The 23,751-nt window shown below is 71.1% G+C and carries 22 protein-coding genes and 1 riboswitch; of the genes, 15 read left to right on the top strand and 7 right to left on the bottom strand.

Features of this window, described 5'->3' with window-relative positions:
• The first annotated feature begins 297 nt into the window (after nucleotides 1-297).
• Nucleotides 298-1,140: an RNA polymerase sigma factor WhiG gene (gene whiG / locus ACFVIU_RS00555; RefSeq protein ID WP_385839698.1), complete on the top strand. Its 843-nt coding sequence runs from the start codon at nucleotides 298-300 to the stop codon at nucleotides 1,138-1,140.
• 64 nt (nucleotides 1,141-1,204) lie between these two features.
• A complete protein-coding gene (locus ACFVIU_RS00550; RefSeq protein WP_385840299.1) occupies nucleotides 1,205-1,762 on the top strand; it encodes a TetR/AcrR family transcriptional regulator in 558 nt (185 codons plus the stop codon).
• 468 nt (nucleotides 1,763-2,230) lie between these two features.
• On the opposite strand, the gene ACFVIU_RS00545 is transcribed toward ACFVIU_RS00550, so the two are convergent.
• Nucleotides 2,231-2,833, bottom strand: a complete 603-nt coding sequence (locus ACFVIU_RS00545; RefSeq protein WP_385839697.1) for a peptidoglycan DD-metalloendopeptidase family protein — start codon at nucleotides 2,831-2,833, stop codon at nucleotides 2,231-2,233.
• Nucleotides 2,834-3,105: 272 nt separating this feature from the next.
• Between ACFVIU_RS00545 and rpsB the strand changes: the two genes are divergently transcribed.
• The 11 genes from rpsB (at nucleotide 3,106) to ACFVIU_RS00490 (ending at nucleotide 14,449) form a co-directional block, all read left to right on the top strand.
• Complete coding sequence (gene rpsB, locus ACFVIU_RS00540) at nucleotides 3,106-3,975, top strand: 30S ribosomal protein S2 (RefSeq protein WP_385839695.1); 870 nt, start codon at nucleotides 3,106-3,108, stop codon at nucleotides 3,973-3,975.
• Nucleotides 3,976-4,153: 178 nt separating this feature from the next.
• The gene (tsf, locus tag ACFVIU_RS00535) at nucleotides 4,154-4,990 is read left to right on the top strand and encodes a translation elongation factor Ts (protein WP_385839694.1); all 837 of its coding nucleotides are present in this window, start codon (nucleotides 4,154-4,156) and stop codon (nucleotides 4,988-4,990) included.
• A gap of 204 nt (nucleotides 4,991-5,194) precedes the next feature.
• Nucleotides 5,195-5,953 (top strand): UMP kinase, encoded by a 759-nt coding sequence (gene pyrH, locus ACFVIU_RS00530; protein WP_385839693.1) that lies wholly within the window; start codon nucleotides 5,195-5,197, stop codon nucleotides 5,951-5,953.
• A gap of 174 nt (nucleotides 5,954-6,127) precedes the next feature.
• Entirely contained in the window at nucleotides 6,128-6,685 is a 558-nt protein-coding gene (gene frr, locus ACFVIU_RS00525; RefSeq protein ID WP_385839692.1) for a ribosome recycling factor, read from the top strand.
• Complete coding sequence (locus tag ACFVIU_RS00520) at nucleotides 6,685-7,815, top strand: phosphatidate cytidylyltransferase (RefSeq protein WP_385839691.1); 1,131 nt, start codon at nucleotides 6,685-6,687, stop codon at nucleotides 7,813-7,815. Before frr ends, ACFVIU_RS00520 begins: the two co-directional genes overlap by 1 nt.
• Before the next feature lie 142 nt (nucleotides 7,816-7,957).
• Nucleotides 7,958-8,413: an SRPBCC family protein gene (locus tag ACFVIU_RS00515; protein ID WP_385839690.1), complete on the top strand. Its 456-nt coding sequence runs from the start codon at nucleotides 7,958-7,960 to the stop codon at nucleotides 8,411-8,413.
• Nucleotides 8,414-8,503: 90 nt separating this feature from the next.
• On the top strand, nucleotides 8,504-9,610 hold the full coding sequence (gene rlmN, locus ACFVIU_RS00510) for a 23S rRNA (adenine(2503)-C(2))-methyltransferase RlmN (protein WP_385839689.1): 1,107 nt from the start codon (nucleotides 8,504-8,506) through the stop codon (nucleotides 9,608-9,610).
• A gap of 23 nt (nucleotides 9,611-9,633) precedes the next feature.
• A riboswitch (TPP riboswitch) is annotated at nucleotides 9,634-9,742 on the top strand.
• Between the two features lie 82 nt (nucleotides 9,743-9,824).
• Complete coding sequence (locus tag ACFVIU_RS00505; RefSeq protein ID WP_385839687.1) at nucleotides 9,825-10,904, top strand: thiamine ABC transporter substrate binding subunit; 1,080 nt, start codon at nucleotides 9,825-9,827, stop codon at nucleotides 10,902-10,904.
• A gap of 38 nt (nucleotides 10,905-10,942) precedes the next feature.
• A complete protein-coding gene (locus ACFVIU_RS00500) occupies nucleotides 10,943-12,544 on the top strand; it encodes an ABC transporter permease (RefSeq protein ID WP_385839686.1) in 1,602 nt (533 codons plus the stop codon).
• Complete coding sequence (locus ACFVIU_RS00495; RefSeq protein WP_385839684.1) at nucleotides 12,545-13,564, top strand: ABC transporter ATP-binding protein; 1,020 nt, start codon at nucleotides 12,545-12,547, stop codon at nucleotides 13,562-13,564.
• A gap of 87 nt (nucleotides 13,565-13,651) precedes the next feature.
• Nucleotides 13,652-14,449, top strand: coding sequence for a maleylpyruvate isomerase family mycothiol-dependent enzyme (locus tag ACFVIU_RS00490; RefSeq protein ID WP_385839683.1), 798 nt, complete (start codon nucleotides 13,652-13,654; stop codon nucleotides 14,447-14,449).
• 61 nt (nucleotides 14,450-14,510) lie between these two features.
• Here ACFVIU_RS00490 and ACFVIU_RS00485 read toward each other — a convergent pair whose 3' ends face one another.
• From ACFVIU_RS00485 to ACFVIU_RS00460, 6 genes are all read right to left on the bottom strand, one after another.
• Entirely contained in the window at nucleotides 14,511-15,218 is a 708-nt protein-coding gene (locus ACFVIU_RS00485) for an LAETG motif-containing sortase-dependent surface protein (protein ID WP_385839682.1), read from the bottom strand.
• Nucleotides 15,219-15,448: 230 nt separating this feature from the next.
• Nucleotides 15,449-15,856, bottom strand: a complete 408-nt coding sequence (locus tag ACFVIU_RS00480) for a VOC family protein (protein WP_385839681.1) — start codon at nucleotides 15,854-15,856, stop codon at nucleotides 15,449-15,451.
• Between the two features lie 122 nt (nucleotides 15,857-15,978).
• Nucleotides 15,979-17,805, bottom strand: coding sequence for a hypothetical protein (locus ACFVIU_RS00475; RefSeq protein ID WP_385839680.1), 1,827 nt, complete (start codon nucleotides 17,803-17,805; stop codon nucleotides 15,979-15,981).
• Nucleotides 17,787-18,527 (bottom strand): ABC transporter ATP-binding protein, encoded by a 741-nt coding sequence (locus tag ACFVIU_RS00470; RefSeq protein ID WP_385839678.1) that lies wholly within the window; start codon nucleotides 18,525-18,527, stop codon nucleotides 17,787-17,789. The genes ACFVIU_RS00475 and ACFVIU_RS00470 overlap by 19 nt, the downstream gene beginning before the upstream one ends.
• Before the next feature lie 191 nt (nucleotides 18,528-18,718).
• Entirely contained in the window at nucleotides 18,719-20,083 is a 1,365-nt protein-coding gene (locus ACFVIU_RS00465; RefSeq protein WP_385839677.1) for an aspartate aminotransferase family protein, read from the bottom strand.
• Between the two features lie 19 nt (nucleotides 20,084-20,102).
• Nucleotides 20,103-20,621: an Lrp/AsnC family transcriptional regulator gene (locus ACFVIU_RS00460; protein WP_039656427.1), complete on the bottom strand. Its 519-nt coding sequence runs from the start codon at nucleotides 20,619-20,621 to the stop codon at nucleotides 20,103-20,105.
• 171 nt (nucleotides 20,622-20,792) lie between these two features.
• Between ACFVIU_RS00460 and ACFVIU_RS00455 the strand changes: the two genes are divergently transcribed.
• Nucleotides 20,793-22,232 (top strand): gamma-aminobutyraldehyde dehydrogenase, encoded by a 1,440-nt coding sequence (locus ACFVIU_RS00455; RefSeq protein WP_385839676.1) that lies wholly within the window; start codon nucleotides 20,793-20,795, stop codon nucleotides 22,230-22,232.
• Nucleotides 22,233-22,557: 325 nt separating this feature from the next.
• Nucleotides 22,558-23,751: a PotD/PotF family extracellular solute-binding protein gene (locus tag ACFVIU_RS00450; RefSeq protein WP_385839675.1), complete on the top strand. Its 1,194-nt coding sequence runs from the start codon at nucleotides 22,558-22,560 to the stop codon at nucleotides 23,749-23,751.

Here is a 23,751-nt window from a genome sequence, read left to right as displayed (position 1 = left end):
TTGGGGCCCGCGCCGGTCACGCCGAGCGAGGCGCGTGCCGCGCTCGCGGAGCCCCCGTGAGCGCCCCGTGCGCGGGTGGAGCCTCGCTGTTCGCACACCGCGACTCCTCAGTCACGCTACGCTCACAAAGGCGACGGCGCAGAACGCGCCAACTCCACACCAGACCGGCAGGTCACCCAGGCAGCCCACTTCGACCCACGGCACCGCACCGTACGACACGACATCCCAGCCCCTCCCGCACCGCAGCACTTCACGGCAGTTCACAGCACTTCACGGCAGAACGGCACAAGGCGACGAATGCCCCAGCACACCTCCGGGTCCGACCGGGCGGCGCTCCCCCCAGCCGCCCGCGAGGGTGGCAGCGTGCGGCCGCCCGCTCCCTCGACGCTCGACGAGCTGTGGCGGTCGTACAAGGCGACGGGGGACGACCGGCTGCGGGAGCAGCTGATCCTGCACTACTCGCCGCTCGTGAAATACGTCGCGGGCCGGGTCAGCGTCGGGCTGCCGCCCAATGTGGAGCAGGCCGACTTCGTCTCCTCGGGGGTGTTCGGGCTGATCGACGCCATCGAGAAGTTCGACATCGACCGGGAGATCAAGTTCGAGACGTACGCGATCACCCGGATCCGCGGCGCGATGATCGACGAGCTGCGGGCGCTGGACTGGATCCCCCGGTCGGTGCGGCAGAAGGCGCGCAACGTCGAGCGTGCCTACGCGACCCTCGAAGCCCGGCTGCGGCGCACCCCGAGCGAGTGCGAGGTCGCCGCCGAGCTGGGCATGGAGGTCGACGAACTGCACGCGGTGTTCAGCCAGTTGTCGCTGGCCAACGTGGTCGCCCTGGAGGAGCTGCTGCACGTCGGCGGCGAGGGCGGGGACCGGCTCAGCCTCATGGACACGCTGGAGGACACCGCCGCGGACAACCCGGTGGAGGTGGCCGAGGACCGGGAGCTGCGCCGGTTTCTCGCGCGGGCCATCAACACCCTGCCCGAGCGGGAGAAGACCGTGGTGACGCTGTACTACTACGAGGGGCTCACCCTCGCCGAGATCGGCAATGTGCTCGGGGTCACCGAGAGCCGGGTCAGCCAGATCCACACCAAGTCGGTGCTCCAGCTGCGGGCCAAGCTGGCGAGCTTCGGGCGCTGAGTCGCTCCCGTTCGGCGGGGCTCGTCCGTAAAGTGTTGCCGTGCCAAGGATTCGAGCGGCCTCCGTGGCCGAGCACCGGTCGATGCAGCGAGCCGCCCTGCTGGACGCGGCTCGGTCCCTGCTGTCCGAGGGCGGGACGGAGGCGCTGACCTTCCCCGCACTGGCCGAGCGCACCGGGCTGGCGCGGTCGTCGGTGTACGAGTACTTCCGGTCGCGGGCGGCCGTGGTCGAGGAGCTGTGCGAGGTCGACTTCCCGCTGTGGGCGGCCGAGGTCGAGGCGGCCATGGAGCGGGCCGGGACGCCCGAGGCCAAGGTCGAGGCGTATGTGCGGCAGCAGCTGGCGCTGGTCGGGGACCGGCGGCACCGGGCGGTCGTCGCCATCTCGGCGAGCGAGCTGGACGCCGGGGCGCGGGAGAAGATCCGGGCGGCCCACGGCGGGCTGGTCGCGATGATCGTCGAGGCGCTCGGCGAGATGGGGCACGGCCAGCCCCGGCTGGCGGCGATGCTGGTGCAGGGCGTGGTGGATGCCGCCGTGCGGCGGATCGAGCTGGGCGCGGCCGAGGAGCCCGCGCAGGTGACGGAGGCCGCGGTGGCCATGGCGCTGCGGGGCGTACGAGGCTGACCCCCTCTGGCCCCGGCTCCCGGCCGCCTCCACAGTGCCTGCGCCGCGCCCGGGACGGGTAGGCGACCGGCGTCGGGCGGGAGCTGGGGCGTGGGGTGTCCAGTGTTGCGGGGCCTCGTCTCCGGGGTTGCCCCTGCTGCGGGGCCGGGGCTACGGGGCCTGCGGTACGCCCAGGACCGGCAGGGGTCACGACCGGCCTGCCGCGACGGTCTCGTCCGGTCCTGCCTGCGTTCCCGGGCGGACGGACCAACGGGTCGCCGCGCTCCCAGGCGGGGGCTGCACGTGCCGCATCCACAGCACCCCCGGACGGAAAGCGACGGGCCTCGGGGCACGAGCCGGGGCGGGAGCGCTGCATGGGCCGCGGCCACGGTGCCTGCGGTAGGCCCCGGACGGATAGGCGACCGGCCTCGGGCGTCAGCCGGGGCGTCGCGCGGGTCTCGTCCGGGGGCCTCTGTTGCCGAGCTGCGGTTACGGGGCCTGCGGTACGCCCAGGACCGGCAGCAGTCTCGACGGGCCTCGGGGCAGGAGCCACGGGGGGAGCAGGGACAGGGGGTTCAGGTAGGTCCTGTCCCGCAGCAGACCCCAGTGCAGGCAGGAGCGCGGGCCGCAGTGCGGGGTCGGGCGGTCCAGCGTCGCCACGGTCTCGCCCGGCGTCACCTCCTCTCCCGCGCGGACCGACGGGATCACCGGCTCGTACGTCGTCCGCAGGTCCGTCCCGTCCAGTTCCAGGGTGAGCACCCCCCTGCCCGCCACCCGCCCGGCGAAGGACACCCGGCCCGGCGCGACGGCGCGGACCGGGGCGCCGGGAGGGGCGGCGAGATCCACACCGCGGTGGCCGGGGCCGTAGACCGTGGCAGGCGGCTCCCAGCCGCGGATCACCGCCGGGCGGCCGCCCGGCGGCCCCACCGGCCAGATCCGGGCGACAGCCGGCACCGGCGGGCCGGGCGGCGGGGCCGGCGGCGGGGGGCCCGCCCGGGCCACGGCGGTCAGGGCCGCCGCCGGCAGCGCGGCCGGCAGCACCAGGAGCAGCAGGGCCGTACCCGCGGTCAGGTGTCGCGTCGCTCGTCGCATGCGATCCACCCTTCCGCAGGCCTGTGATCACGGCCGGAGTCTGTGGACCACCCCGCCGTTGTGGACAGCGGCGTCACCCGCGGGCCCGCCGGTCCCGTACACTTCTTCTGGCGATCCGGGTCACCGGGTCGACTTCGCACGCCCCGACACCGATCGGTCAACGATCTGTGTCAGCGCCCCTCGGTCCTCTGTGGCAACGGCGCATCGCGGGCGTCAGGCGCGACCGCCGTCCGGCGGACGCGGCACAACCGAGAAACCAAGGAGAAACGGCCATGGCCGTCGTCACGATGCGGGAGCTGCTGGAGAGCGGCGTCCACTTCGGTCACCAGACCCGTCGCTGGAACCCGAAGATGAAGCGCTTCATCTTCACCGAGCGCAACGGCATCTACATCATCGACCTGCTCCAGTCGCTGTCGTACATCGACCGCGCCTACGAGTTCGTCAAGGAGACCGTCGCCCACGGCGGCACGGTCATGTTCGTCGGCACCAAGAAGCAGGCGCAGGAGGCCATCGCCGAGCAGGCCACCCGCGTCGGCATGCCCTACGTCAACCAGCGCTGGCTGGGCGGCATGCTCACCAACTTCTCGACCGTCTACAAGCGTCTGCAGCGCCTCAAGGAGCTCGAGCAGATCGACTTCGAGGACGTCGCGTCCTCCGGTCTGACGAAGAAGGAGCTGCTGGTCCTCTCGCGCGAGAAGGCCAAGCTCGAGAAGACCCTCGGTGGTATCCGCGAGATGCAGAAGGTGCCGAGCGCCGTCTGGATCGTGGACACCAAGAAGGAGCACATCGCCGTCGGCGAGGCCCGGAAGCTCAACATCCCGGTCGTCGCGATCCTCGACACCAACTGTGACCCGGACGAGGTCGACTACAAGATCCCGGGCAACGACGACGCGATCCGTTCCGTCACCCTGCTCACCCGCGTGATCGCCGACGCCGTCGCCGAGGGTCTCATTGCCCGCTCCGGCGTCGCCACCGGCGACAAGGGCGAGAAGGCCGCGGGCGAGCCGCTCGCCGAGTGGGAGCGCGACCTGCTCGAGGGCGAGAAGAAGGCCGACGAGGCGGAGCAGCCGGCCGAGGCCGCTGCCGAGGCGCCGGCCGAGGCTCCCGCCGAGGCCCCCGCCGCCGAGGCCGAGCAGGCCTGACACAGGCGTTGACGGCGGGGGCGGTACTGACAGCGCCTCCGGCGCGGTGAAGACCGCCCCCGCTGTTCACCCGTAGGTCAGCACGACGTATGCGCGCCGCGTTCACATGTGGAGCGACACCGTGCTGGACCGTGCTGATCTGAAGATCTTCCAGACTTCGAGAAAGACTCACAGACTCATGGCGAACTACACCGCCGCCGACGTCAAGAAGCTCCGTGAGCTGACCGGCGCCGGCATGATGGACTGCAAGAAGGCGCTGGACGAGGCCGAGGGCAACGTCGAGAAGGCCGTCGAGGCGCTGCGCATCAAGGGCCAGAAGGGCGTCGCCAAGCGCGAGGGCCGCTCCGCCGAGAACGGCGCCGTGGTCTCCATCATCGCCGACGACAACTCCTCCGGCGTCATCGTCGAGCTGAAGTGCGAGACGGACTTCGTCGCCAAGGGTGACAAGTTCCAGGCCGTCGCCAACAAGATCGCGGAGCACGTCGCCGCGACCTCCCCGGCCGACATCGAGGCCCTGCTCGCCTCCGAGATCGAGCCCGGCAAGACCGTCCAGGCGTTCGTGGACGAGGCCAACGCCAACCTCGGCGAGAAGATCGTCCTGGACCGCTTCGCGCAGTTCGCCGACGGCTTCGTGCTCGCGTACATGCACCGCACCATGCCCGACCTGCCCCCGCAGATCGGTGTCCTGGTCGAGCTGGACAAGCCGAACGCCGAGGTCGCCAAGGGCATCGCCCAGCACATCGCCGCCTTCGCGCCGAAGTACCTCTCCAAGGAGGACGTCCCGGCCGAGGTCGTCGAGTCCGAGCGTCGCATCGCCGAGGAGACCACCCGCGCCGAGGGCAAGCCCGAGGCCGCGCTCCCGAAGATCGTCGAGGGTCGCCTCAACGGCTTCTTCAAGGACGCCACGCTGCTGGGCCAGCCGTACGCGCTGGACAACAAGAAGTCGGTCCAGAAGGTGCTGGACGAGGCCGGTGTCACCCTGAAGCGCTTCTCGCGCATCAAGGTCGGCATCTGAGTCCGTACCGCGATCGACGCGCGACCCGAGGGGAATTCTCGGTAGGGTCGACAGCAGTCGTCCGCGCACACCGCCATACCCGGGCACGTGGCGGACGGCAGCAGATCTGACGAGGAGGCCATTGCCGCGCATGGGAGCGAAAAGCGACCCCATCGGCAATGGCCTTCTTCGTATGTGCAACACGTGAAAGAGGCGGGATCTCCCATGACCACCAAGGCCCAGAAGAGCGACGAAGGCAAAGTGCGCGGCCGGTACCTGCTGAAGCTGTCCGGAGAGGCCTTCTCCGGTGGCGGCGGCCTGGGCGTGGACCCCGACGTGGTGCACAAGATCGCCCGCGAGATCGCGGCCGTCGTCCGGGACGGCGCGCAGATCGCGGTCGTCATCGGCGGCGGCAACTTCTTCCGCGGCGCCGAACTCCAGCAGCGCGGCATGGACCGCGCCCGCTCCGACTACATGGGCATGCTCGGCACCGTGATGAACTGCCTCGCCCTCCAGGACTTCCTGGAGAAGGAGGGCATCGACAGCCGGGTGCAGACCGCCATCACCATGGGCCAGGTCGCCGAGCCGTACATCCCGCTGCGCGCCGTGCGCCACCTGGAGAAGGGCCGCGTGGTCATCTTCGGCGCCGGTATGGGCATGCCGTACTTCTCCACCGACACCACCGCCGCCCAGCGCGCCCTGGAGATCGACGCCGAGGCGCTGCTCATGGGCAAGAACGGCGTGGACGGGGTGTACGACTCCGACCCCAAGACCAACCCGGACGCCGTCAAGTTCGACGCGCTCGGCTACGGCGAGGTCATCACCCGCGACCTGAAGGTCGCCGACGCCACCGCCATCACGCTCTGCCGCGACAACAAGCTTCCGATCCTCGTCTTCGAGCTGCTCGCCGAGGGCAATATCGCTCGGGCCGTCAAGGGTGAGAAGATCGGCACGCTGGTCGGCGACCAGGGCAACCGGGACTGACCCGGTATCCGTCCGGCCGGTGATGTACGGCCCCGCAGGGGCCGGGCCCCGGCCGGGGGATGGACAATGTCCTGCCGGTGGGGAACCGTGCAGGAAGAAGACGCGACGCAGCCGGCCGCCGACCGACTCAAGGAACCGCAGCCGGGCCTTACTCAAGACACGCAGGAGCAAGTGGTGATCGAAGAGACCCTCCTCGAGGCCGAGGAGAAGATGGAGAAGGCCGTCGTGGTCGCCAAGGAGGACTTCGCCGCGATCCGCACCGGCCGTGCGCACCCGGCGATGTTCAACAAGATCGTGGCCGACTACTACGGTGCCCCGACGCCGATCAACCAGCTGGCCTCGTTCTCCGTGCCGGAGCCGCGCATGGCGGTCGTCACCCCGTTCGACAAGAGCGCGCTGCGCAACATCGAGCAGGCGATCCGCGACTCCGACCTGGGCGTCAACCCCAGCAACGACGGCAACATCATCCGGGTGGTGTTCCCCGAGCTGACCGAGGAGCGCCGCCGCGACTACATCAAGGTCGCCAAGGGCAAGGCCGAGGACGCCAAGGTCTCGATCCGTTCCGTGCGCCGCAAGGCCAAGGACGCCATCGACAAGCTCGTCAAGGACGGCGAGGTCGGCGAGGACGACGGGCGTCGTGCGGAGAAGGAGCTGGACGACACCACGGCGAAGTACGTCGCCCAGGTGGACGAGCTTCTGAAGCACAAGGAAGCGGAGCTGCTCGAAGTCTGATGAGCGACTCTTCCTGGGGAGCGCCGCCACCCGCGGGGCAGGCCGGGTACTGGGGAGCCACCGACGGTGGGCCCGCCCAGCCCGTCCCGCCTGTCCGCGGGGCCGCCCCGGCGGGTCCCGCGTACGATGCGCCTCAGGCGCAGCAGACTCGCCCCATGCCCATCGTGCCCGACGGCCCCGCGTACGGCGGAGACCAGGACGATCACCGGGGTGCCGCTCGGCCGAGCGGCCCCCTGTCCGGGGAGATCCCGGCCGAGAACCAGAATCCGGAGCCCATGTCCGACGCCCCGCAGCCGGCCCCCGCGCCGCAGAAGAAGAGCGCGGGCCGTGATCTGAGCGCGGCCATAGGAGTCGGCGTCGGGCTCGGTGTGGTGATCATCGCCTCGCTGTTCATCAAGAAGGCCGTGTTCGTCGGGGTGGTCGCGGTCGCCGTGGTCGTCGGCCTGTGGGAGCTGACGAGCAGGCTCCAGGAGCGCAAGGGCATCAGGGCGCCGCTGGTGCCGCTCGCCGTCGGCGGCGCGGCGATGGTGGTCGCCGGGTATGTGCGCGGTGCCGAGGGCGCGTGGGTCGCCATGGCCCTCACGGCGCTCGCGGCCCTGGTCTGGCGGATGACGGAACCCCCCGAGGGGTACCTCAGGGACATCACGGCCGGTGTCTTCGCGGCGTTCTACGTGCCGTTCCTGGCCACGTTCGTCGCGATGATGCTGACCGCCGAGGACGGCCCCTGGCGCGTCCTCACCTTCCTGCTGCTGACCGTGGTCAGCGACACCGGTGCCTACGCCGTCGGCTGGCGTTTCGGCAGGCACAAGCTCGCTCCGCGCATCAGCCCCGGCAAGACCCGCGAGGGCCTGGTCGGCGCGGTGCTGTTCGCGATGGTCGCGGGGGCGCTGTGCATGCAGTTCCTGATCGACGGCGGCAGCTGGTGGCAGGGGCTGCTGCTGGGCCTCGCGGTCGCGGCCAGCGCCACGCTGGGCGACCTCGGCGAATCCATGATCAAGCGGGACCTGGGCATCAAGGACATGGGCACCCTGCTCCCCGGGCACGGCGGCATCATGGACCGCCTCGACTCCCTGCTGCCCACGGCGCCGGTGGTCTGGCTGCTGATGGTCGCGTTCGTCGGCTCCGGGTGAGCGACGGCGTCGTACGGCTCCCGGGCCCCCGCCCCGCGTGTTTGCACGCAAGGCGGGGGCCCGTCCCATATGGCCCCAAACCCATCCAAGTGGGACGATTCTGCACGTAGACCGACCCTCTCCCGCACCGAAGGAGGGCGCCATGTCCGCCTTCCACGAAGAGATCGACATCGAGCGGTCGCCCGGTGATGTCTGGGCGTATGTCAGCGACCCCGTCCACCTGCCGGAGTGGCAGGAGAGCGCGGTCTCCGTCGAGGAACTGGACGACGGTCCTTTCGGCGTCGGCTCCCGCTTCCGCGTCACCCGGCACGTCGGCGGCCGGGACATGCCGATGACCATGGAGTGCACCGAGTTCGAGCCGCCGCACTCCTGGACCGCCCGGGGCATCGACGGACACATCCGCGGCCAGGTCCACGGCGAGGTCACCGCACTGCCCGACGGCAGCACCCGGGTCACCATGGACCTCGACTTCGAGGGCCACGGCATAGGCAAGGTCCTGCTGCCTCTCGTCGTACGGCCCCAGATCCGCAAGGAACTCCCGCACAACGAGCACCTCCTCAAGGAACGCCTGGAACACGCCACCCCGGGCGTCCTGTAACCCACCCCCGGCACGGAGATCCACAGGCAACGGGCGACGAAATCCACAGGCAACGGGCCACGGGAATTGATCTGAGACACTGGTAGCACCATGCCCAAGCCCGGAGAACTCACTTTCGTCGCCCCCCGCGGAGCCAAGAAGCCGCCGCGGCATCTCGCCGACCTCACGCCCGCCCAGCGCAAGGATGCCGTGGCCGAGATCGGTGAGAAGCCGTTCCGTGCCAAGCAGCTCTCGCAGCACTACTTCGCGCGGTACGCGCACGACCCGGAGCAGTGGACCGACATCCCGGCCGGATCGCGCGGCAAGCTTCAGGAAGCGCTGTTCCCGGAGCTGATGACCGTCGTACGGCATCTGTCGACCGACCAGGGGACCACCCGCAAGACGCTGTGGCGGCTGTTCGACGGGACGCTCGTCGAGTCGGTGCTGATGCGCTACCCGGACCGGGTGACCATGTGCATCAGCTCGCAGGCGGGGTGCGGGATGAACTGCCCCTTCTGTGCGACGGGGCAGGCGGGGCTGGACCGGAATCTGTCCACCGCGGAGATCGTCCACCAGATCGTCGACGGTATGCGGGCGCTGCGGGACGGCGAGGTGCCCGGCGGTCCCGCGCGGCTGTCCAACATCGTCTTCATGGGGATGGGCGAGCCGCTCGCCAACTACAACCGGGTGGTCGGCGCCATTCGCGCGCTCACCGATCCGGCGCCGGACGGCCTCGGGCTGTCGCAGCGCGGGATCACCGTCTCCACCGTGGGGCTCGTGCCGGCCATCCACCGGTTCGCCGACGAGGGCTTCAAGTGCCGGCTCGCGATCTCCCTGCACGCTCCTGACGACGAGCTGCGCGACACCCTGGTCCCCGTGAACACGCGGTGGAAGGTGCGCGAGGTGCTGGACGCCGGGTTCGAGTACGTCGAGAAGAGCGGCCGCCGGCTGTCCATCGAGTACGCCCTCATCCGTGACATCAACGACCAGGCGTGGCGGGGAGACCGGCTCGGGCGGCTGCTCCGGGGCAAGCCGGTGCACGTCAACCTCATCCCGCTGAACCCGACCCCGGGCAGCAAGTGGACCGCCTCGCGGCCCGAGGACGAGAAGGCGTTCGTGGAGGCGATCGCCGCACACGGGGTGCCGGTGACCGTCCGGGACACCCGTGGACAGGAGATCGACGGAGCCTGTGGTCAGCTCGCCGCCACCGAGCGGTAATCTGACCGGGTCCACATATCTTCATATTCCGACAGGGGAGCGCCACAGCGCTGAGAGTGCGGCGGACAGGGCCGCAGACCCTCTGAACCTCGCCCAGGTCATTCTGGGTAGGAAGTTCGGTCATCACTCAAGCTGTTGCGCCCTGCCCGGGCCTCCCTCGCGGAGCCCGGGCAGGGCCGCGTCTCTTCCTGGCCAACCCCCAGGAGGACATCCGGTGCAGAACAAGACCTTCGTGGCCGTCGCGGTCGGGCTCGGCCTGATCACGCTGTCCGCGTGCGGTTCCGGCGGCGGCAGCAAGCCGTCCGCCGCCGATTCCAGGACCGTGACGCTCGTCAGCCACAACTCGTGGGCCATCTCCAAGAGCGTCCTCGCCGACTTCGAGAAGAAGACCGGGTACAAGGTCCGCAACCTCCAGGACGGCGACGCCGGGCAGGCCGTCAACAAGGCCATCCTGACCAAGGACAACCCGCAGGGCGACGTCTTCTTCGGCGTCGACAACACCCTGCTGTCCCGCGCCCTGGACAACGGCCTCTTCCAGCCGTACACCGCCAAGGGCCTGGACAAGGTCGGCACCCGGTACCAGCTCGACCGGGGCCGGAACCGGGTCACGCCCGTCGACTACGGCGACATCTGCGTCAACTACGACAAGGCCTACTTCAGCAAGCACAGGCTGACCCCGCCGCAGACCTTCGCCGACCTGGCCAAACCGCAGTACAAGAACCTCCTCGTCACCGAGAACGCGGCCACCTCCTCGCCCGGCCTCGGCTTCCTGCTCGGCAGCGCCGGGCAGTTCGGAGACAACGGCTGGCAGGGCTACTGGAAGAAGCTCAAGGCCAACGGCGTCAAGGTCGTCGACGGCTGGGACCAGGCCTACTACCAGGAGTTCTCCGGCTCCTCCGAGGGCAGGAAGGCGGGCGGTGACCGGCCGCTGGTCGTGTCCTACGCCTCCTCGCCGCCCGCCGAGGTCATCTACGCCAAGAAGCGGCCCGGCACCGCCCCGACCGGGGTGGCGTACGGCACCTGCTTCCGGCAGATCGAGTTCGCCGGCCTGCTCAGCAACGCCAGGAACCCCAAGGGCGCCAAGGCGTTCATCGACTTCCTGGTCTCCAAGGAGTTCCAGGAGGACATGCCGCTGAACATGTTCGTCTACCCGGTGGTGCAGGGCGCGAAGGTGCCCGCCGAGTTCACCGAGTACGGCAGGGCCGCCGACCACCCCGAGACCATGACCCCCGGCAAGATCGCCGCCAACCGTGACCAGTGGGTCAAGCAGTGGACCTCGCTCGTACTGAAGTAGCGGCGTCCCGGCGCGGGAACGCGGCGCGGCTCGGGCTCGTGGCCCTGCCCGTCGCGTTCTTCGCGCTGTTCTTCGCCTGGCCGGTGGCCGCGATCGTCGCGCGCGGGCTGAAGGTCGACGGGGCGTGGCGGCTCGGGCGGATCGCGGACGTCGTCACCGAGCCGGACATCCGGCAGGTGCTGTGGTTCACCACCTGGCAGGCGCTCGCCTCCGCCGCGCTCACCCTGCTGCTCGCGCTGCCCGCCGCCTATGTCTTCGCCCGCCTGGACTTCCCGGGCAAGCGGCTGCTGCGGGCCGTCGCCACCGTGCCGTTCGTGCTGCCGACGGTCGTCGCCGGCAGCGCCTTCCTGGCCGTGCTCGGGCACGGCGGGCTGCTCGACCAGCTGTGGGGCGTACGGCTGGACACCACGGTCTGGGCGATCCTGCTCGCCCATGTCTTCTTCAACTACGCGGTGGTCGTCCGTACCGTCGGCGGGCTGTGGGCCCAGCTCGACCCCCGGCAGACGGAAGCCGCGCGGATGCTCGGCGCCTCCCCGTGGCAGGCCTGGCGGAAGGTGACGCTGCCCGCGCTGGCGCCCGCCGTGGCCGCCGCCGGGCTGATGGTGTTCCTGTTCTGCTTCACCTCCTTCGGCATCGTGCAGATCCTCGGCGGCCCCACCTTCTCCACCCTGGAGGTGGAGATCTACCGGCAGACCTCGGAGACCTTCGACCTGTCCACGGCCGCCGTCCTCACCCTGGTGCAGTTCGCCGCCGTCGGCGCGATCCTCGCCGTCCACGCCTGGACGGTACGGCGCCGGGAGAGCGCCCTGCGGCTGGTCGACCCGTCGGTGACCGCGCGCCGGCCGCGCGGCGCCGGACAGTGGGCCCTGCTCGGCGGGGTGCTGCTGACCATCGGCCTGCTCCTGGTGCTGCCGCTCGCCGTGCTGGTCCGCCGCTCGCTGGACGCGCCCGGCTTCGGCTACTACCGGGCACTGACCGACGCCGACAGCGGTACGTTCCTGGTGGCGCCGGTGCAGGCGGTGTGGACCTCGCTCCAGTACGCCTGCGCCGCCACCGCCATCGCCGTGCTGATCGGCGGGCTCGCCGCAGCCGCGCTGGCCCGCCGGGACGCCGGACGGCTGCTGCGGGGTTTCGACGCGCTGCTGATGCTGCCGCTCGGTGTCTCCGCCGTGACCGTCGGCTTCGGCTTCCTCATCGCCCTGGACAAGCCGCCGCTGGACCTCAGGCAGTCCTGGATCCTCGTCCCGCTCGCGCAGGCGCTGGTCGGCGCCCCCTTCGTCGTACGGACCATGCTGCCCGTGCTGCGCGCGGTGGACGCACGGCTCCGGGAGGCGGCCGCCGTGCTCGGTGCCTCGCCGTGGCGGGTGTGGCGCGAGGTCGACCTGCCGCTGGTGCGGCGGGCGCTGCTGGTCGCCGCCGGGTTCGCGTTCGCCGTCTCGCTCGGCGAGTTCGGTGCGACCGTGTTCATCGCCCGGCCCGACAACCCGACGCTCCCGGTGGCCGTGGCCCGGCTGCTCAGCCGCCCCGGCGATCTCAACTACGGCCAGGCGATGGCCCTTTCGACCATTCTGATGGTGGTGTGCGCCGCCGCGCTGCTCCTGCTGGAACGGCTGCGCACCGACCGGACGGGGGAGTTCTAGATGCTGCTGAGCCTGGAGGCCGCGACCGTCCGCTTCGGCGGCCGGGCCGTGCTCGACGCGGTCGACCTGGAGGTCGCCGAGCACGAGGTGGTGTGCGTGCTCGGGCCCAGCGGCAGCGGAAAGTCCACCCTGCTGCGGGCGGTGGCCGGGCTCCAGCCGCTGGACTTTGGACGGGTGCTGCTCGACGGACGGGACCGGACGGCGTCCCCCGCGCACAAGCGGGGCATCGGCCTGATGTTCCAGGACCACCAGCTCTTCCCGCAGCGGGACGTCGGCGGCAATGTCGCCTTCGGGCTGCGGATGCGCGGCATGGCGCGGGCCGAACGGGACGCCGAGGTGGGTCAGTTGCTGGAGCTGGTCGGGCTGCCCGGGGCCGCCCGGCGGGCCGTGGCCGGGCTCTCCGGCGGCGAGCAGCAGCGCGTCGCCCTCGCTCGCGCGCTCGCGCCCCGGCCCCGGCTGCTGATGCTGGACGAGCCGCTCGGTCAGCTCGACCGCTCGCTGCGCGAACGCCTGGTGGTCGAACTGCGCGAGCTGTTCGGCCGGTTGGGTACGACCGTGCTCGCCGTCACCCACGACCAGGGCGAGGCGTTCGCGCTGGCCGACCGGGTGGTGGTGATGCGGGACGGGCGGATCGCCCAGTCCGGCACCCCGCTTGAGGTGTGGCAGCGGCCCGCGGACGCGCTCGTGGCCCGCTTCCTCGGCTTCGACAACGTGGTCCCGGCGACCGTCGTGGGGACGGCCGCCGACAGCCCGTGGGGCAAGGTGCCGGTGCCCGACGGCTCGCCGCAGGGGGCGCGCACGCTGCTCGTCCGGCCCGCCGGGGTCCGGCTGGTCGCCGCCGACCAGGGGCTGCCGTGCACGGTGAGCGCCCGTACCTTCAAGGGCACGCATGTCGCCGTCCATCTCCAGCCCGCGGACGGACCGCGCCTGGAGGCGGCCTGCGCGCTGCGCGACGCGCCGGAGACCGGGGACACGGTGGGTGTCGAGTTCGACGCGGCCGACATCGTCGTACTGGACTGACCGGCGCGGCCGAATCCATGGGGGCCTGCCGCCGGGCGCGGCCGAATTCATGGGGTCCGGCCGGTGGGCGCGGCTTAGGGTGAGGCCATGACTTTGCTCGCGCATGACCGCTACTGCGATGAAATCGCCCTCCAGACCGAGCAGTTGAGGGCCGTGGTGACCTCCGGGGCCGATCTGTCGGCGACCGTGCCGACCTGCCCGGACTGGTCGCTGGAAGAGCTGGTACGCCATATGGGCGGCGCCCTGCGCTGGGTGGACACGCTGGTGCGCGCCCGGGCGCAGGAGAACATCCCCTGGGACCAGGTGCCGCTCGGTGCCGGGCCGGAGGAGCGGGGGGACGCGGTCGCCCTGGACAAGTGGCTGGCGGAGAGCGGCGAGCGGGTCGTCGCGGCGCTGCGCGAGGCCGGCCCCGACGCGGCGGTGTGGAGCTGGAAGGGCGAGCCGACCGCCGGGTTCTGGGCCCGCCGGATGACCCATGAGATCACCGTGCACCGCGCGGACGCGGTCCTCGCCGCCGGGCAGGGCTACACGGTGGCGCCGGAGATCGCGGCCGACGCGATCGACGAGTGGCTCGGCATCATCGGCTTCATCCAGCAGCACCGGGGCGATGACAAGCGCTTCCGGCTGGAGGGGCCCATGCGCTCCATCCATCTGCACGCCACCGACGCCGGCCCGGAGCTGAACGCCGAGTGGCTGCTGGAGTTCGGCGCGGAGGGCGTGCGCTGGCGCCGCGGCCACGAGAAGGCGACGGTCGCGCTGCGCGGACCGCTCACCTCGGTCATGCTCGCCTTCTACCGGCGGCTGCCGCTGGACACCCCCGGCCTGGAGGTGCTGGGCGAGCGCGAGGTGCTGGAGTCCTGGCTGGGCTGGACCACCTTCGGCTGAGCCGCGCGGCGGTGGGGCCCGCCCCCGAAACTCCTGGTGTCCTCGGGGGCGGGCCGGACGCTCAGCCGTTGCCGCGTGCTCCGCGGCGGCGCAGGCCGAAGAAGACCGCACAGCCGCCGACGACGACCAGCGCTGCCGCGATTCCGGCGATCAGCGGCATGTTGGAGTCGGCGCCGGTCTCGGCGAGGTTCGAGCTGCCGGCCGCCGGGGACGGCGCGTTGCTCGGGGCGCCCGCCGGGGCCGGGCTGGACACCGACGCCGACGAGGTCGGGGTCGGCGTCGCGGACTCGGCAGGCGCGGACGCGGACGCGGACAGGGAGGGGGCCGGGGCCGAGGGGGTGGGAGCCGAGGGGGTCGGCGTCGCGGTGTCGGTCGTACAGGCGGCGGCCGGGGTGGTGAGCTGCCCCGCCAGGTCCTGGTCGACCGGGCCGGCCGTGACATGGACGCGGTAGGTGTTCTTCGGCTGCCAGTTCTCCGTGAAGGTGACGGAGGTGCCCGCGGCCGATCCCTTCACCTGCTGCTGACCGATCTGCTTCTCGACTCCGCCGGCGTTCTCGCGGAACAGCGTGACGGTTGCCGGGGTGGCGCCCTTGTCCGTGTCGGTGACGACGATGACGCCCTTGCCGTCGGCGCACTTGGCCTCGGCCTTGAAATCCGAGATGTCGCACGCGAGTGCCTGGCCGGCGATGCCGAGGGCGAGCGCGGCCGTCGCGGAGGCGACACCCAGCACGCGCACGGAACGGCGTGCGCTGCGGAGAGTTATGGACACGTTTGTCCTTTACAGAGCATATGTGCGGGGGGTTTCGGGGAGGCTCACTGGTCTATAAGCGCCCCGCGAGCAGTGTCAACGCATATGCCTGTGACGGGAGTTGGCTTTACCTGCTTATTAATCGCTCATGTGTTTGCTCTCGGCCGCGTTGCGTGCGTGATGCGTGTGTGGTGGGTGCGGCTGGGCGGGCGCGGGGTGCGCCCGCCCGTGCCGGGCATGCCGGGGCGGGGTCAGCCCTGGACGGCGGCCGGGTCCATCCAGATGACCTCCCAGGTGTGGCCGTCGAGGTCGTCGAAGGCGCGGCCGTACATGAAGCCGTGGTCCTGGGTCTCGCCGCTCGGGGTGCCGCCCGCGGCGAGCGCCTTGTCGACCAGCTCGTCGACCTTCTCGCGGCTCTCGGCGCTGAGGGCGACCAGCACCTCGCTGGTCGTCGTGGCGTCGGCGATCTCCTTCTTGGTGAAGGTCGCGTAGAACGGCTTGGTGAGCAGCATCGCGACGATGGTGTCGCTGATCACCACCGAGGCCGCCTTCTCGTCGCTGAACTGCGGGTTGATCGTGTAGCCCAGCTCCGTGAAGAACTTCTTCGAGGCGTCGAGGTCGTTCACGGGCAGGTTTACGAAGATCATCTGCTGGTACATGGTGGGCCCTTCCCCATCGGTGTCGATCGTTTCGCCTGGGTAGACCGGCGGCCCGCGCCGAACTCATCGGCGGGCCCGGAAATTTCTTCGATCTTTTTTACGGCGGTCCGCCGGCGCGCCGCTCAGCCGGCCACCGGCAGCGCCGCCAGCGCGGCGATCAGCAGGGTGAGCGGCCCGAACAGGGCCAGCAGGGCGGCGGCGCGAAGGGCCGCCGCGGCGCGCAGCATCGTCGCCGGTGCGCCGAGCCGGAGCAGGGCGGCGGTGGTGTCGGCGCGGCTCTGCCGGGCTTCCACGGCCGCGGTGAGCAGGGTGGCGACCGTGCAGCCGGTGACCAGGAGCCCGCCGAGGGTGGTCAGCGGGCCGAAGGAGGGCAGGGGGCGGTCGTACAGGGTGGTCATGGCGTAGCCGGTGGCCGCGACCGCGCAGACGACGCCGAGGGGGCGGCCGATCCGGGTGGCCTCCGTCATCAGCACCCGGCCGGCGAGGAGGCGCAGGGCGCCGGGCCGGACGGACTGGAGGAGACGGCCGCAGAGGTGGGTGAGGCCGGGGGCGGCCAGCACCAGACCGGTGGCGGTGAGGAGGCGGCTGAGCAGGACGACGAGGCCGGAGTGGGGGGCGTAGGGGTGGAGGGCCAGGCCGGTGGCGAGCAGCGCGATGCCCCAGGGGAGACCGGTGGGGTTCTGGGCGTCGGGGGTGGGGGGCGTTGGGGCGGTTAGGCTGGCCGCCGCCTGGTAGGGGGGCATGGCGCTGCCAGGGTCCGCAGCTTCCGCCCCAGCTGCGGGACTGTCCGCCGGGTGCGTGGGTGACGGGGGGCTGTCCGAACCCGTTCGTACCGTCACGGTGGCCGAGCCGGCCGTGGAATGCGCCTGGGCGTAGGTGCGGCTCGCATTGCTGGCGCGCGGCCCGGCGGCGGGGCCGGTTGCGGGGTCCGGGTGGGCCGGGGTGTCGTCCGGGCCCGCGGCTCCCGTCTCGGTGGTGGGGCCGGGCGCGGGGTGCGCGTGGGGCTCGGTGCGGTCCGGTGACTCAGGGTGGTCCGGGCCCGATCGCGCCGTACCGGCGGCGGGCATGGCCGCGGAATGCGTGCGCGGCGGAGCGCCCTCCCCGTCCGCACCTTCCGGCTGACCGGCGTGATCGGTCACAAAGCCCGTGCCGGCCGGGGCGTCGGCCGAGTCCGTCTCTGCCCATCCGACCACGGAATCGCCGCGGGCCGGGATGTCGTCCGCGTCCCTGCCTCCTCGCCCGGCCACGGAATCCGCGTGGGCCGCGGAGCCGTCGGCACCCCCGCGCGCCGGGGTGTCGTCGGCACCCCTCTTGCCGTTCGCCGGGCGGCGGGTGCCCGCGCGGAAGCGGCCGTAGGCGCCGAATGTCTCCTTCGGTGGGGTCTTGCTGGAGGCGCCGAAGCGGCCGAAGTGGCGGGGGTGCTGGGCCGGGGGCCGGGGGTCCTTGGGGCGGAGGGTCAGGGCCACCGTGACCGTGGCGGTCGCCGGGAGCAGGGCCAGCAGGGTGAGGGAGGCCGGGAGGGGCAGCGGGCGGCCCGCGGCCAGGAAGTCCGTGGCCGCGCCGTCGAAGGGCAGGCCCGTCAGATCGCCGCGGAGGTGGAGGAAGACGAGCAGGGCCAGCAGCGAGCCCAGGGTGCAGGACAGGGCCGTGGTCAGCGACGCGATCGCCATCATGCGGGCGGGGCCGAGGCCGACGGCGGACAGGCCGGAGCGCGGCCGGGTGCTCGGGTCGGTGCGGGCGACGGCGAGCGCGAGGTACACGGTGGCGGCCAGCGGCACCACGCACCAGGCCAGCCGCAGCGCGGCGGCGCCCGCGGCCTCGGGGTGGTTCAGGGCGTAGCCGAGGCAGGACAGCAGGAGGAAGCCGGTGCCGGCCGAGGCCGCGGTGACCAGCAGGCGGCGCAGCTGGACGGCGGGCCGGGCGGCGCGGGTCAGACGGAGAGCGAGCACGCGGCCCGGCCTTCCGGTTCGGCGGTGTCCGGCAGCTGGACGGTGTGCACGCGACGGCCGTCGAGCAGGGTCACCGTGCGGTCGGCGAGGGCGGCGGTGTCCGGGTCGTTCGTGGCGAGGACGACCGTGATGCCGTGCGAGCGGGCCGCCGTGGTGAGGGTGCGCAGCACATGGGTGCGGTCGGCGCGGTGCAGCGGGGCCGTCGGCTCGTCGGCGAACAGCACGGTCGGGGTCGTGGCCAGCGCCCGGGCGATCGCCACGCGCTGGCGTTCGGCCTGCTGGAGTTCGTGCGGGCGGTTGCGGGCGCGGTCGCCGATGTCGAGGCGTTCCAGCCACTCCAGCGCCGCCACCTTGGCCCGGCGGCGGCCGGAGCCGCGGAGCATGAGGGGGAGCGCGGCGTTCTCCCAGACGTTCAGCTCGGGCACCAGGACCGGCTCGGGGTCGATCCAGCCGAAGCGGTTGCGGCGCAGCCGTTCGCGGGCGATCGGGCCGAGGGTGTGGACGGGCGCGCTGTTGAACCAGACCTCGCCGGTGCGCACCCGCACCAGCCCGGACAGACAGCGCAGCAGGGTCGTCTTGCCGCAGCCGCGCGGCCCGGTGACGGCGAGGATCTCGCCCTCCCGCACACCGAGCGAGACCCCGGCCAGCCCGGGGGAGCCGTCGGGGTGCCTGAAGTGCAGCGAGCGTGCCCAGAGCACGTCGTTGTCCGGCGGGGCCTCCATGGGCGTACACCTCGGTTCTGATCCGTTTCCCCGTGCCTTTTCCTCCGTGTGGGGGAACGAAAGGCTGGGCCGATCGGTCACTGGCACGCTAGGCAGGCGGCGACAGGAGCCCGGACAGCACACGGCCCCGGGCCGCCGTTCTCACTCGAACGGACGGCACCGGGGCCGGGGTCGATCAGCCGGTCGGATGATCAGAGCTTGGTCCACGCCTCCGTGAGGGTGGCCCGCAGGATCTGCTCGATCTCGTCGAAGGTCTCCTGGTTGGAGATCAGCGGCGGGGCGAGCTGGACGACCGGGTCGCCGCGGTCGTCGGCACGGCAGTACAGGCCGTTGTCGAACAGCGCCTTGGAGAGGAAGCCGTACAGGACGCGCTCGGTCTCCTCCTCGTTGAAGGACTCCCGGGTGTTCTTGTCCTTCACCAGCTCGATGCCGTAGAAGAAGCCGTTGCCGCGGACGTCGCCGACGATCGGCAGGTCGTGCAGCTTCTGGAGGGTCTGGAGGAAGGCGCCCTCGTTGTCCAGCACGTGCTGGTTGAGGCCCTCGCGCTCGAACAGGTCGAGGTTGGCGAGGCCGACCGCCGCCGACACCGGGTGGCCGCCGAAGGTGTAGCCGTGCAGGAAGGTGTTGTCGCCCTTGTAGAACGGCTCGGCGAGCCGGTCGGAGATGATGCAGGCGCCGATCGGGGAGTAGCCCGAGGTCATGCCCTTGGCGCAGGTGATCATGTCCGGGACGTAGTCGAACTTGTCGCAGGCGAACATGGTGCCGAGACGGCCGAAGGCGCAGATGACCTCGTCCGACACGAGCAGCACGTCGTACTTGTCGCAGATCTCGCGGACCCGCTGGAAGTAGCCGGGCGGGGGCGGGAAGCAGCCGCCCGCGTTCTGGACGGGCTCCAGGAACACGGCCGCGACGGTGTCGGGGCCCTCGAAGAGGATCTGCTGCTCGATCTGGTCGGCGGCCCAGCGGCCGAAGGCGACCGGGTCGTCACCGAAGATCGGCGCGCGGTAGATGTTGGTGTTCGGCACCTTGTGCGCGCCGGGGACCAGCGGCTCGAAGGGGGCCTTCAGGCCGGGCAGACCGGTGATGGACAGGGCGCCCTGCGGGGTGCCGTGGTAGGCGACCGCACGCGAGATGACCTTGTACTTGGTGGGCTTGCCGACCAGCTTGAAGTACTGCTTGGCGAGCTTCCAGGCCGTCTCGACGGCCTCGCCGCCGCCGGTGGTGAAGAAGACCTTGTTCAGGTCGCCCGGGGCGTAGTCGGCGAGCCGCTCGGCCAGCTCGACGGCCTTGGGGTGGGCGTACGACCACACCGGGAAGAAGGCCAGCTCCTGCGCCTGCTTGAACGCGGTCTCGGCGAGCTCCGTACGGCCGTGACCGGCCTGGACCACGAACAGACCCGCGAGGCCGTCGAGGTACCGCTTGCCCTTGTCGTCGAAGATGTAGGTGCCCTCACCCCGGACGATGGTGGGGACGGGGGACTTCTCGTACGAGGACATGCGGGTGAAGTGCATCCACAGGTGGTCGTACGCGGTGCGGCTGAGGTCCTTGGTGCTCACGGTTATCGGGTCCTCACGGTTATCGGGTTCCCCACATGTAGGTCTGCTTCTTCAGCTTCAGGTAGACGAAGCTTTCGGTGGAGCGCACCCCGGGCAGGGCTCGGATGCGTTTGTTGATGACGTCCAGCAGGTGGTCGTCGTCCTCGCACACGATCTCGGCGAGGATGTCGAACGAGCCCGCGGTCATCACCACGTACTCGACTTCCGACATGTCAGTCAGCGCGTCGGCGATCGACTCGACATCGCCCTCGACGTTGATCCCGACCATCGCCTGCCGGCGGAAGCCCACGGTGAGCGGGTCCGTGACGGCGACGATCTGCATCACGCCCTGGTCCAGCAGCTTCTGCACGCGCTGGCGCACGGCCGCCTCCGACAGGCCGACGGCCTTGCCGATCGCGGCGTACGGCCGGCGGCCGTCCTCCTGGAGCTGCTGAATGATGGCGAGGGACACGGCATCCAGCTGGGGGGTGCCGTTCCTGGACTCGCGGGACGAGTCCCTCTGGTCTGCGCTTCGACTGGCCACGACCTCACTGTGCACGAGGTCTCGACAGTTTTGCAAGCCCCAAGCGATGAAATTCGTTGTTTACGAGATCGAACCTTGCGGATTTCGCAGAACTGGTGGCGATGGGGGTGTTGAAAACGTGGACCGGGCGGCTAGGGTGGGTGTCTCAGTGAGTGGACAGTGTTGAACCAGATCAGGAGGCCGGCAGTGAGCACCGAGCTGCGTCGTCTGCGCAACTACATCGACGGTGAGTTCCGGGACGCCGCCGACGGACGGACCACCGAGGTGGTCAACCCCGCGACGGGCGAGGCGTACGCGACCGCGCCGCTGTCCGGCGAGGCGGATGTGAACGCCGCCATGGAGGCCGCCGCCCGCGCCTTCCCGGCCTGGCGCGACACCACCCCGGCCGAGCGCCAGAAGGCCCTCCTCAAGATCGCCGACGCCTTCGAGGAGCGCGCCGAGGAACTGATCGCGGCCGAGGTGGAGAACACGGGCAAGCCCATCGGGCTCACCCGCTCCGAGGAGATCCCGCCGATGGTCGACCAGATCCGCTTCTTCGCGGGCGCGGCGCGGATGCTGGAGGGCCGCTCGGCCGGCGAGTACATGGAGGGGATGACCTCGATCATCCGCCGTGAGCCGGTCGGCGTCTGCGCGCAGGTCGCGCCGTGGAACTACCCGATGATGATGGCCGTGTGGAAGTTCGCGCCGGCCATCGCCGCGGGCAACACGGTCGTCCTGAAGCCCTCGGACACCACCCCGGCGTCCACGGTCCTGATCGCGGACATCATCGGGTCCATCCTCCCCAAGGGCGTCTTCAACGTCGTCTGCGGCGACCGGGACACCGGCCGTCTGATGGTCGAGCACGACATCCCGGCGATGGCCTCCATCACCGGCTCGGTCCGCGCGGGCATGTCCGTCGCCGAGTCCGCCTCCAAGGACCTCAAGCGGGTCCACCTGGAGCTGGGCGGCAAGGCCCCGGTCGTGGTCTTCGAGGACACCGACATCGACAAGGCCGTCGAGGACATCTCGGTGGCGGGCTTCTTCAACGCCGGCCAGGACTGTACGGCCGCCTGCCGCGTCCTCGTCCACGAGTCCATCCACGACGAGTTCGTGGCCGCGCTGGCGAAGGCCGCGGAGGAGACCAAGACCGGCCGGCCGGACGACGAGGACGTGCTGTACGGCCCGCTCAACAACCCCAACCAGCTCAAGCAGGTCGAGGGCTTCATCGAGCGGCTGCCCGCCCACGCGCGCGTGGAGGCCGGCGGCAAGCGCGTCGGCGACAAGGGCTACTTCTTCGCGCCGACCGTGGTCTCCGGCGTCAAGCAGGACGACGAGATCATCCAGCAGGAGGTCTTCGGCCCGGTCATCACCGTCCAGTCCTTCTCGGACGAGGACCAGGCCGTCGCGTACGCGAACGGCGTCGACTACGCGCTCGCCTCCTCGGTGTGGACCAAGGACCACGCGCGCGCGATGCGCATGTCCAAGAAGATGGACTTCGGCTGCGTGTGGATCAACACCCACATCCCGCTGGTTGCCGAGATGCCGCACGGCGGCTTCAAGAAGTCCGGCTACGGCAAGGACCTGTCGGCGTACGGCTTCGAGGACTACACGCGCATCAAGCACGTGATGACGTCCCTGGGCGAGTAGCGCTCCGCCGGGGTCGGCCGCTCTTCGGCTGTGGGTGCGCTGCGGCTTGTCGCGTCCGCGTGGCGGAGCCGCATGGCGACACAGCCCCGCGCCCCTGGATCGGCCGTCCCCACCGACACACAAAAGCGCGGTCCCCGGCAGGTTCACCTCCCTGCCGGGGGCCGCGCTGTCTCGTTTCCCCGGGCGAAGTCCGGCCCCTGCTCGGTCGGTTCGAGCCGTGCCGCCCGCTCCCGGTCCGACTGATCGACAAGGTGTCCGGCAGGCCGGGGCTTGCTCGACGCAGCGTCGATTGTGACTCCGCCGCGGGGAGCGGCATCCTTCCGGGGTGCCCCAGACTCCTTCTCGTACGACCCCGATGTCCCGCCGCTCCCTCCTGCGCGCCCTCGGCGGCACCGCCGCGCTCGGTGCCCTGGCCGGCTGCGGGGTGCCCGCCGCCTATGTCGGGCCCGGCGACCGGGCCGTCGCCGACGAGTCCGTGGCCGACAAGAAGCTGACCTGGGCGAACTGGCCGCTGTACATCGACACCGATGACAATGACCCGAACCGGCGGCCCACCCTGGAGGCGTTCCAGAAGCGCACCGGGATCTCCGTGGACTACGCCGAGGAGATCAACGACAACGACGAGTTCTTCGGCAAGATCAGCCCCGCGCTGATGAACCACCAGTCCACCGGCCGCGATCTGATCGTCGTCAGCGACTGGATGTGCGCGCGGTTCGTCCGGCTCGGCTGGGTGCAGGAGATGGACCGGGCCCGGCAGCCGAACGTGGCGAGGAACCTGGACCCGCTGCTCCGCTCGCCCGCCTTCGACAAGGGCCGCCGCTTCACGGTGCCCTGGCAGTCCGGGATCACCGGCATCGCCTACAACCACCGCAAGCTCGGCCGGGAGATCCGGCGGGTGTCCGACCTGTGGGCGAGCGACCTCAAGGGCCGGGTGACCCTGCTGTCCGGCCTCGACGAGGCGTTCGCGCTGCTGATGCAGGGCAACGGCGTGGACATCACCCGGTGGACCGCCGACGACTTCCACCGGATCTGCGACCAGGTGGAGCGCGAGGTGCGCCGCGGCCAGATCCGCCGCTTCACCGGCAACGACTACACCAAGGACCTGGTCAGCGGGGACGTCCTCGCCTGCCAGGCCTACTCCGGCGATGTCATCCAGCTCCAGGCCGACAACCCCGACATCCGCTTCGTCGTCCCCGAGGAGGGCGCCGAGCTGTGGTCGGACTCCCTGATGATCCCCGACCGGGCCCGCCACAAGGCGGCCGCCGAGCGCCTGATCGACTACTACTACACCCCCGAGGTCGCCGCCCGGCTCGCCGCCTGGGTCAACTACGTCTGCCCGGTGCCGGCCGCCAGGGAGATCCTGGCGGCCGCCAAGGACAAGGACACGGCGGCCCTCGCCGACAACCGGCTCGTCTTCCCCGACTCCACGATGCGTCAGCGCCTCGCGATCGCCCGGGACATCACGTCCACGGAACGCCTGGAGTTCGCCAAGCGCTGGAACCGCATCGTGGGCCTGTGA

The sequence above is a fragment of the Streptomyces sp. NPDC127190 genome (assembly GCF_042672505.1).
Classification (GTDB): domain Bacteria; phylum Actinomycetota; class Actinomycetes; order Streptomycetales; family Streptomycetaceae; genus Streptomyces.
This window is presented reverse-complemented; position numbering and strand designations above follow the sequence as displayed.

What these genes read in the sequence shown, in the direction of transcription:
- whiG (WP_385839698.1), top strand. Translation starts at nt 298, where the DNA reads ATGCCCCAGCACACCTCCGGGTCCGACCGGGCGGCGCTCCCCCCAGCC.
- ACFVIU_RS00545 (WP_385839697.1), bottom strand. Translation starts at nt 2,833, where the DNA reads ATGCGACGAGCGACGCGACACCTGACCGCGGGTACGGCCCTGCTGCTC.
- rpsB (WP_385839695.1), top strand. Translation starts at nt 3,106, where the DNA reads ATGGCCGTCGTCACGATGCGGGAGCTGCTGGAGAGCGGCGTCCACTTC.
- tsf (WP_385839694.1), top strand. Translation starts at nt 4,154, where the DNA reads ATGGCGAACTACACCGCCGCCGACGTCAAGAAGCTCCGTGAGCTGACC.
- pyrH (WP_385839693.1), top strand. Translation starts at nt 5,195, where the DNA reads ATGACCACCAAGGCCCAGAAGAGCGACGAAGGCAAAGTGCGCGGCCGG.
- ACFVIU_RS00520 (WP_385839691.1), top strand. Translation starts at nt 6,685, where the DNA reads ATGAGCGACTCTTCCTGGGGAGCGCCGCCACCCGCGGGGCAGGCCGGG.
- ACFVIU_RS00515 (WP_385839690.1), top strand. Translation starts at nt 7,958, where the DNA reads ATGTCCGCCTTCCACGAAGAGATCGACATCGAGCGGTCGCCCGGTGAT.
- rlmN (WP_385839689.1), top strand. Translation starts at nt 8,504, where the DNA reads ATGCCCAAGCCCGGAGAACTCACTTTCGTCGCCCCCCGCGGAGCCAAG.
- ACFVIU_RS00495 (WP_385839684.1), top strand. Translation starts at nt 12,545, where the DNA reads ATGCTGCTGAGCCTGGAGGCCGCGACCGTCCGCTTCGGCGGCCGGGCC.
- ACFVIU_RS00490 (WP_385839683.1), top strand. Translation starts at nt 13,652, where the DNA reads ATGACTTTGCTCGCGCATGACCGCTACTGCGATGAAATCGCCCTCCAG.
- ACFVIU_RS00480 (WP_385839681.1), bottom strand. Translation starts at nt 15,856, where the DNA reads ATGTACCAGCAGATGATCTTCGTAAACCTGCCCGTGAACGACCTCGAC.
- ACFVIU_RS00470 (WP_385839678.1), bottom strand. Translation starts at nt 18,527, where the DNA reads ATGGAGGCCCCGCCGGACAACGACGTGCTCTGGGCACGCTCGCTGCAC.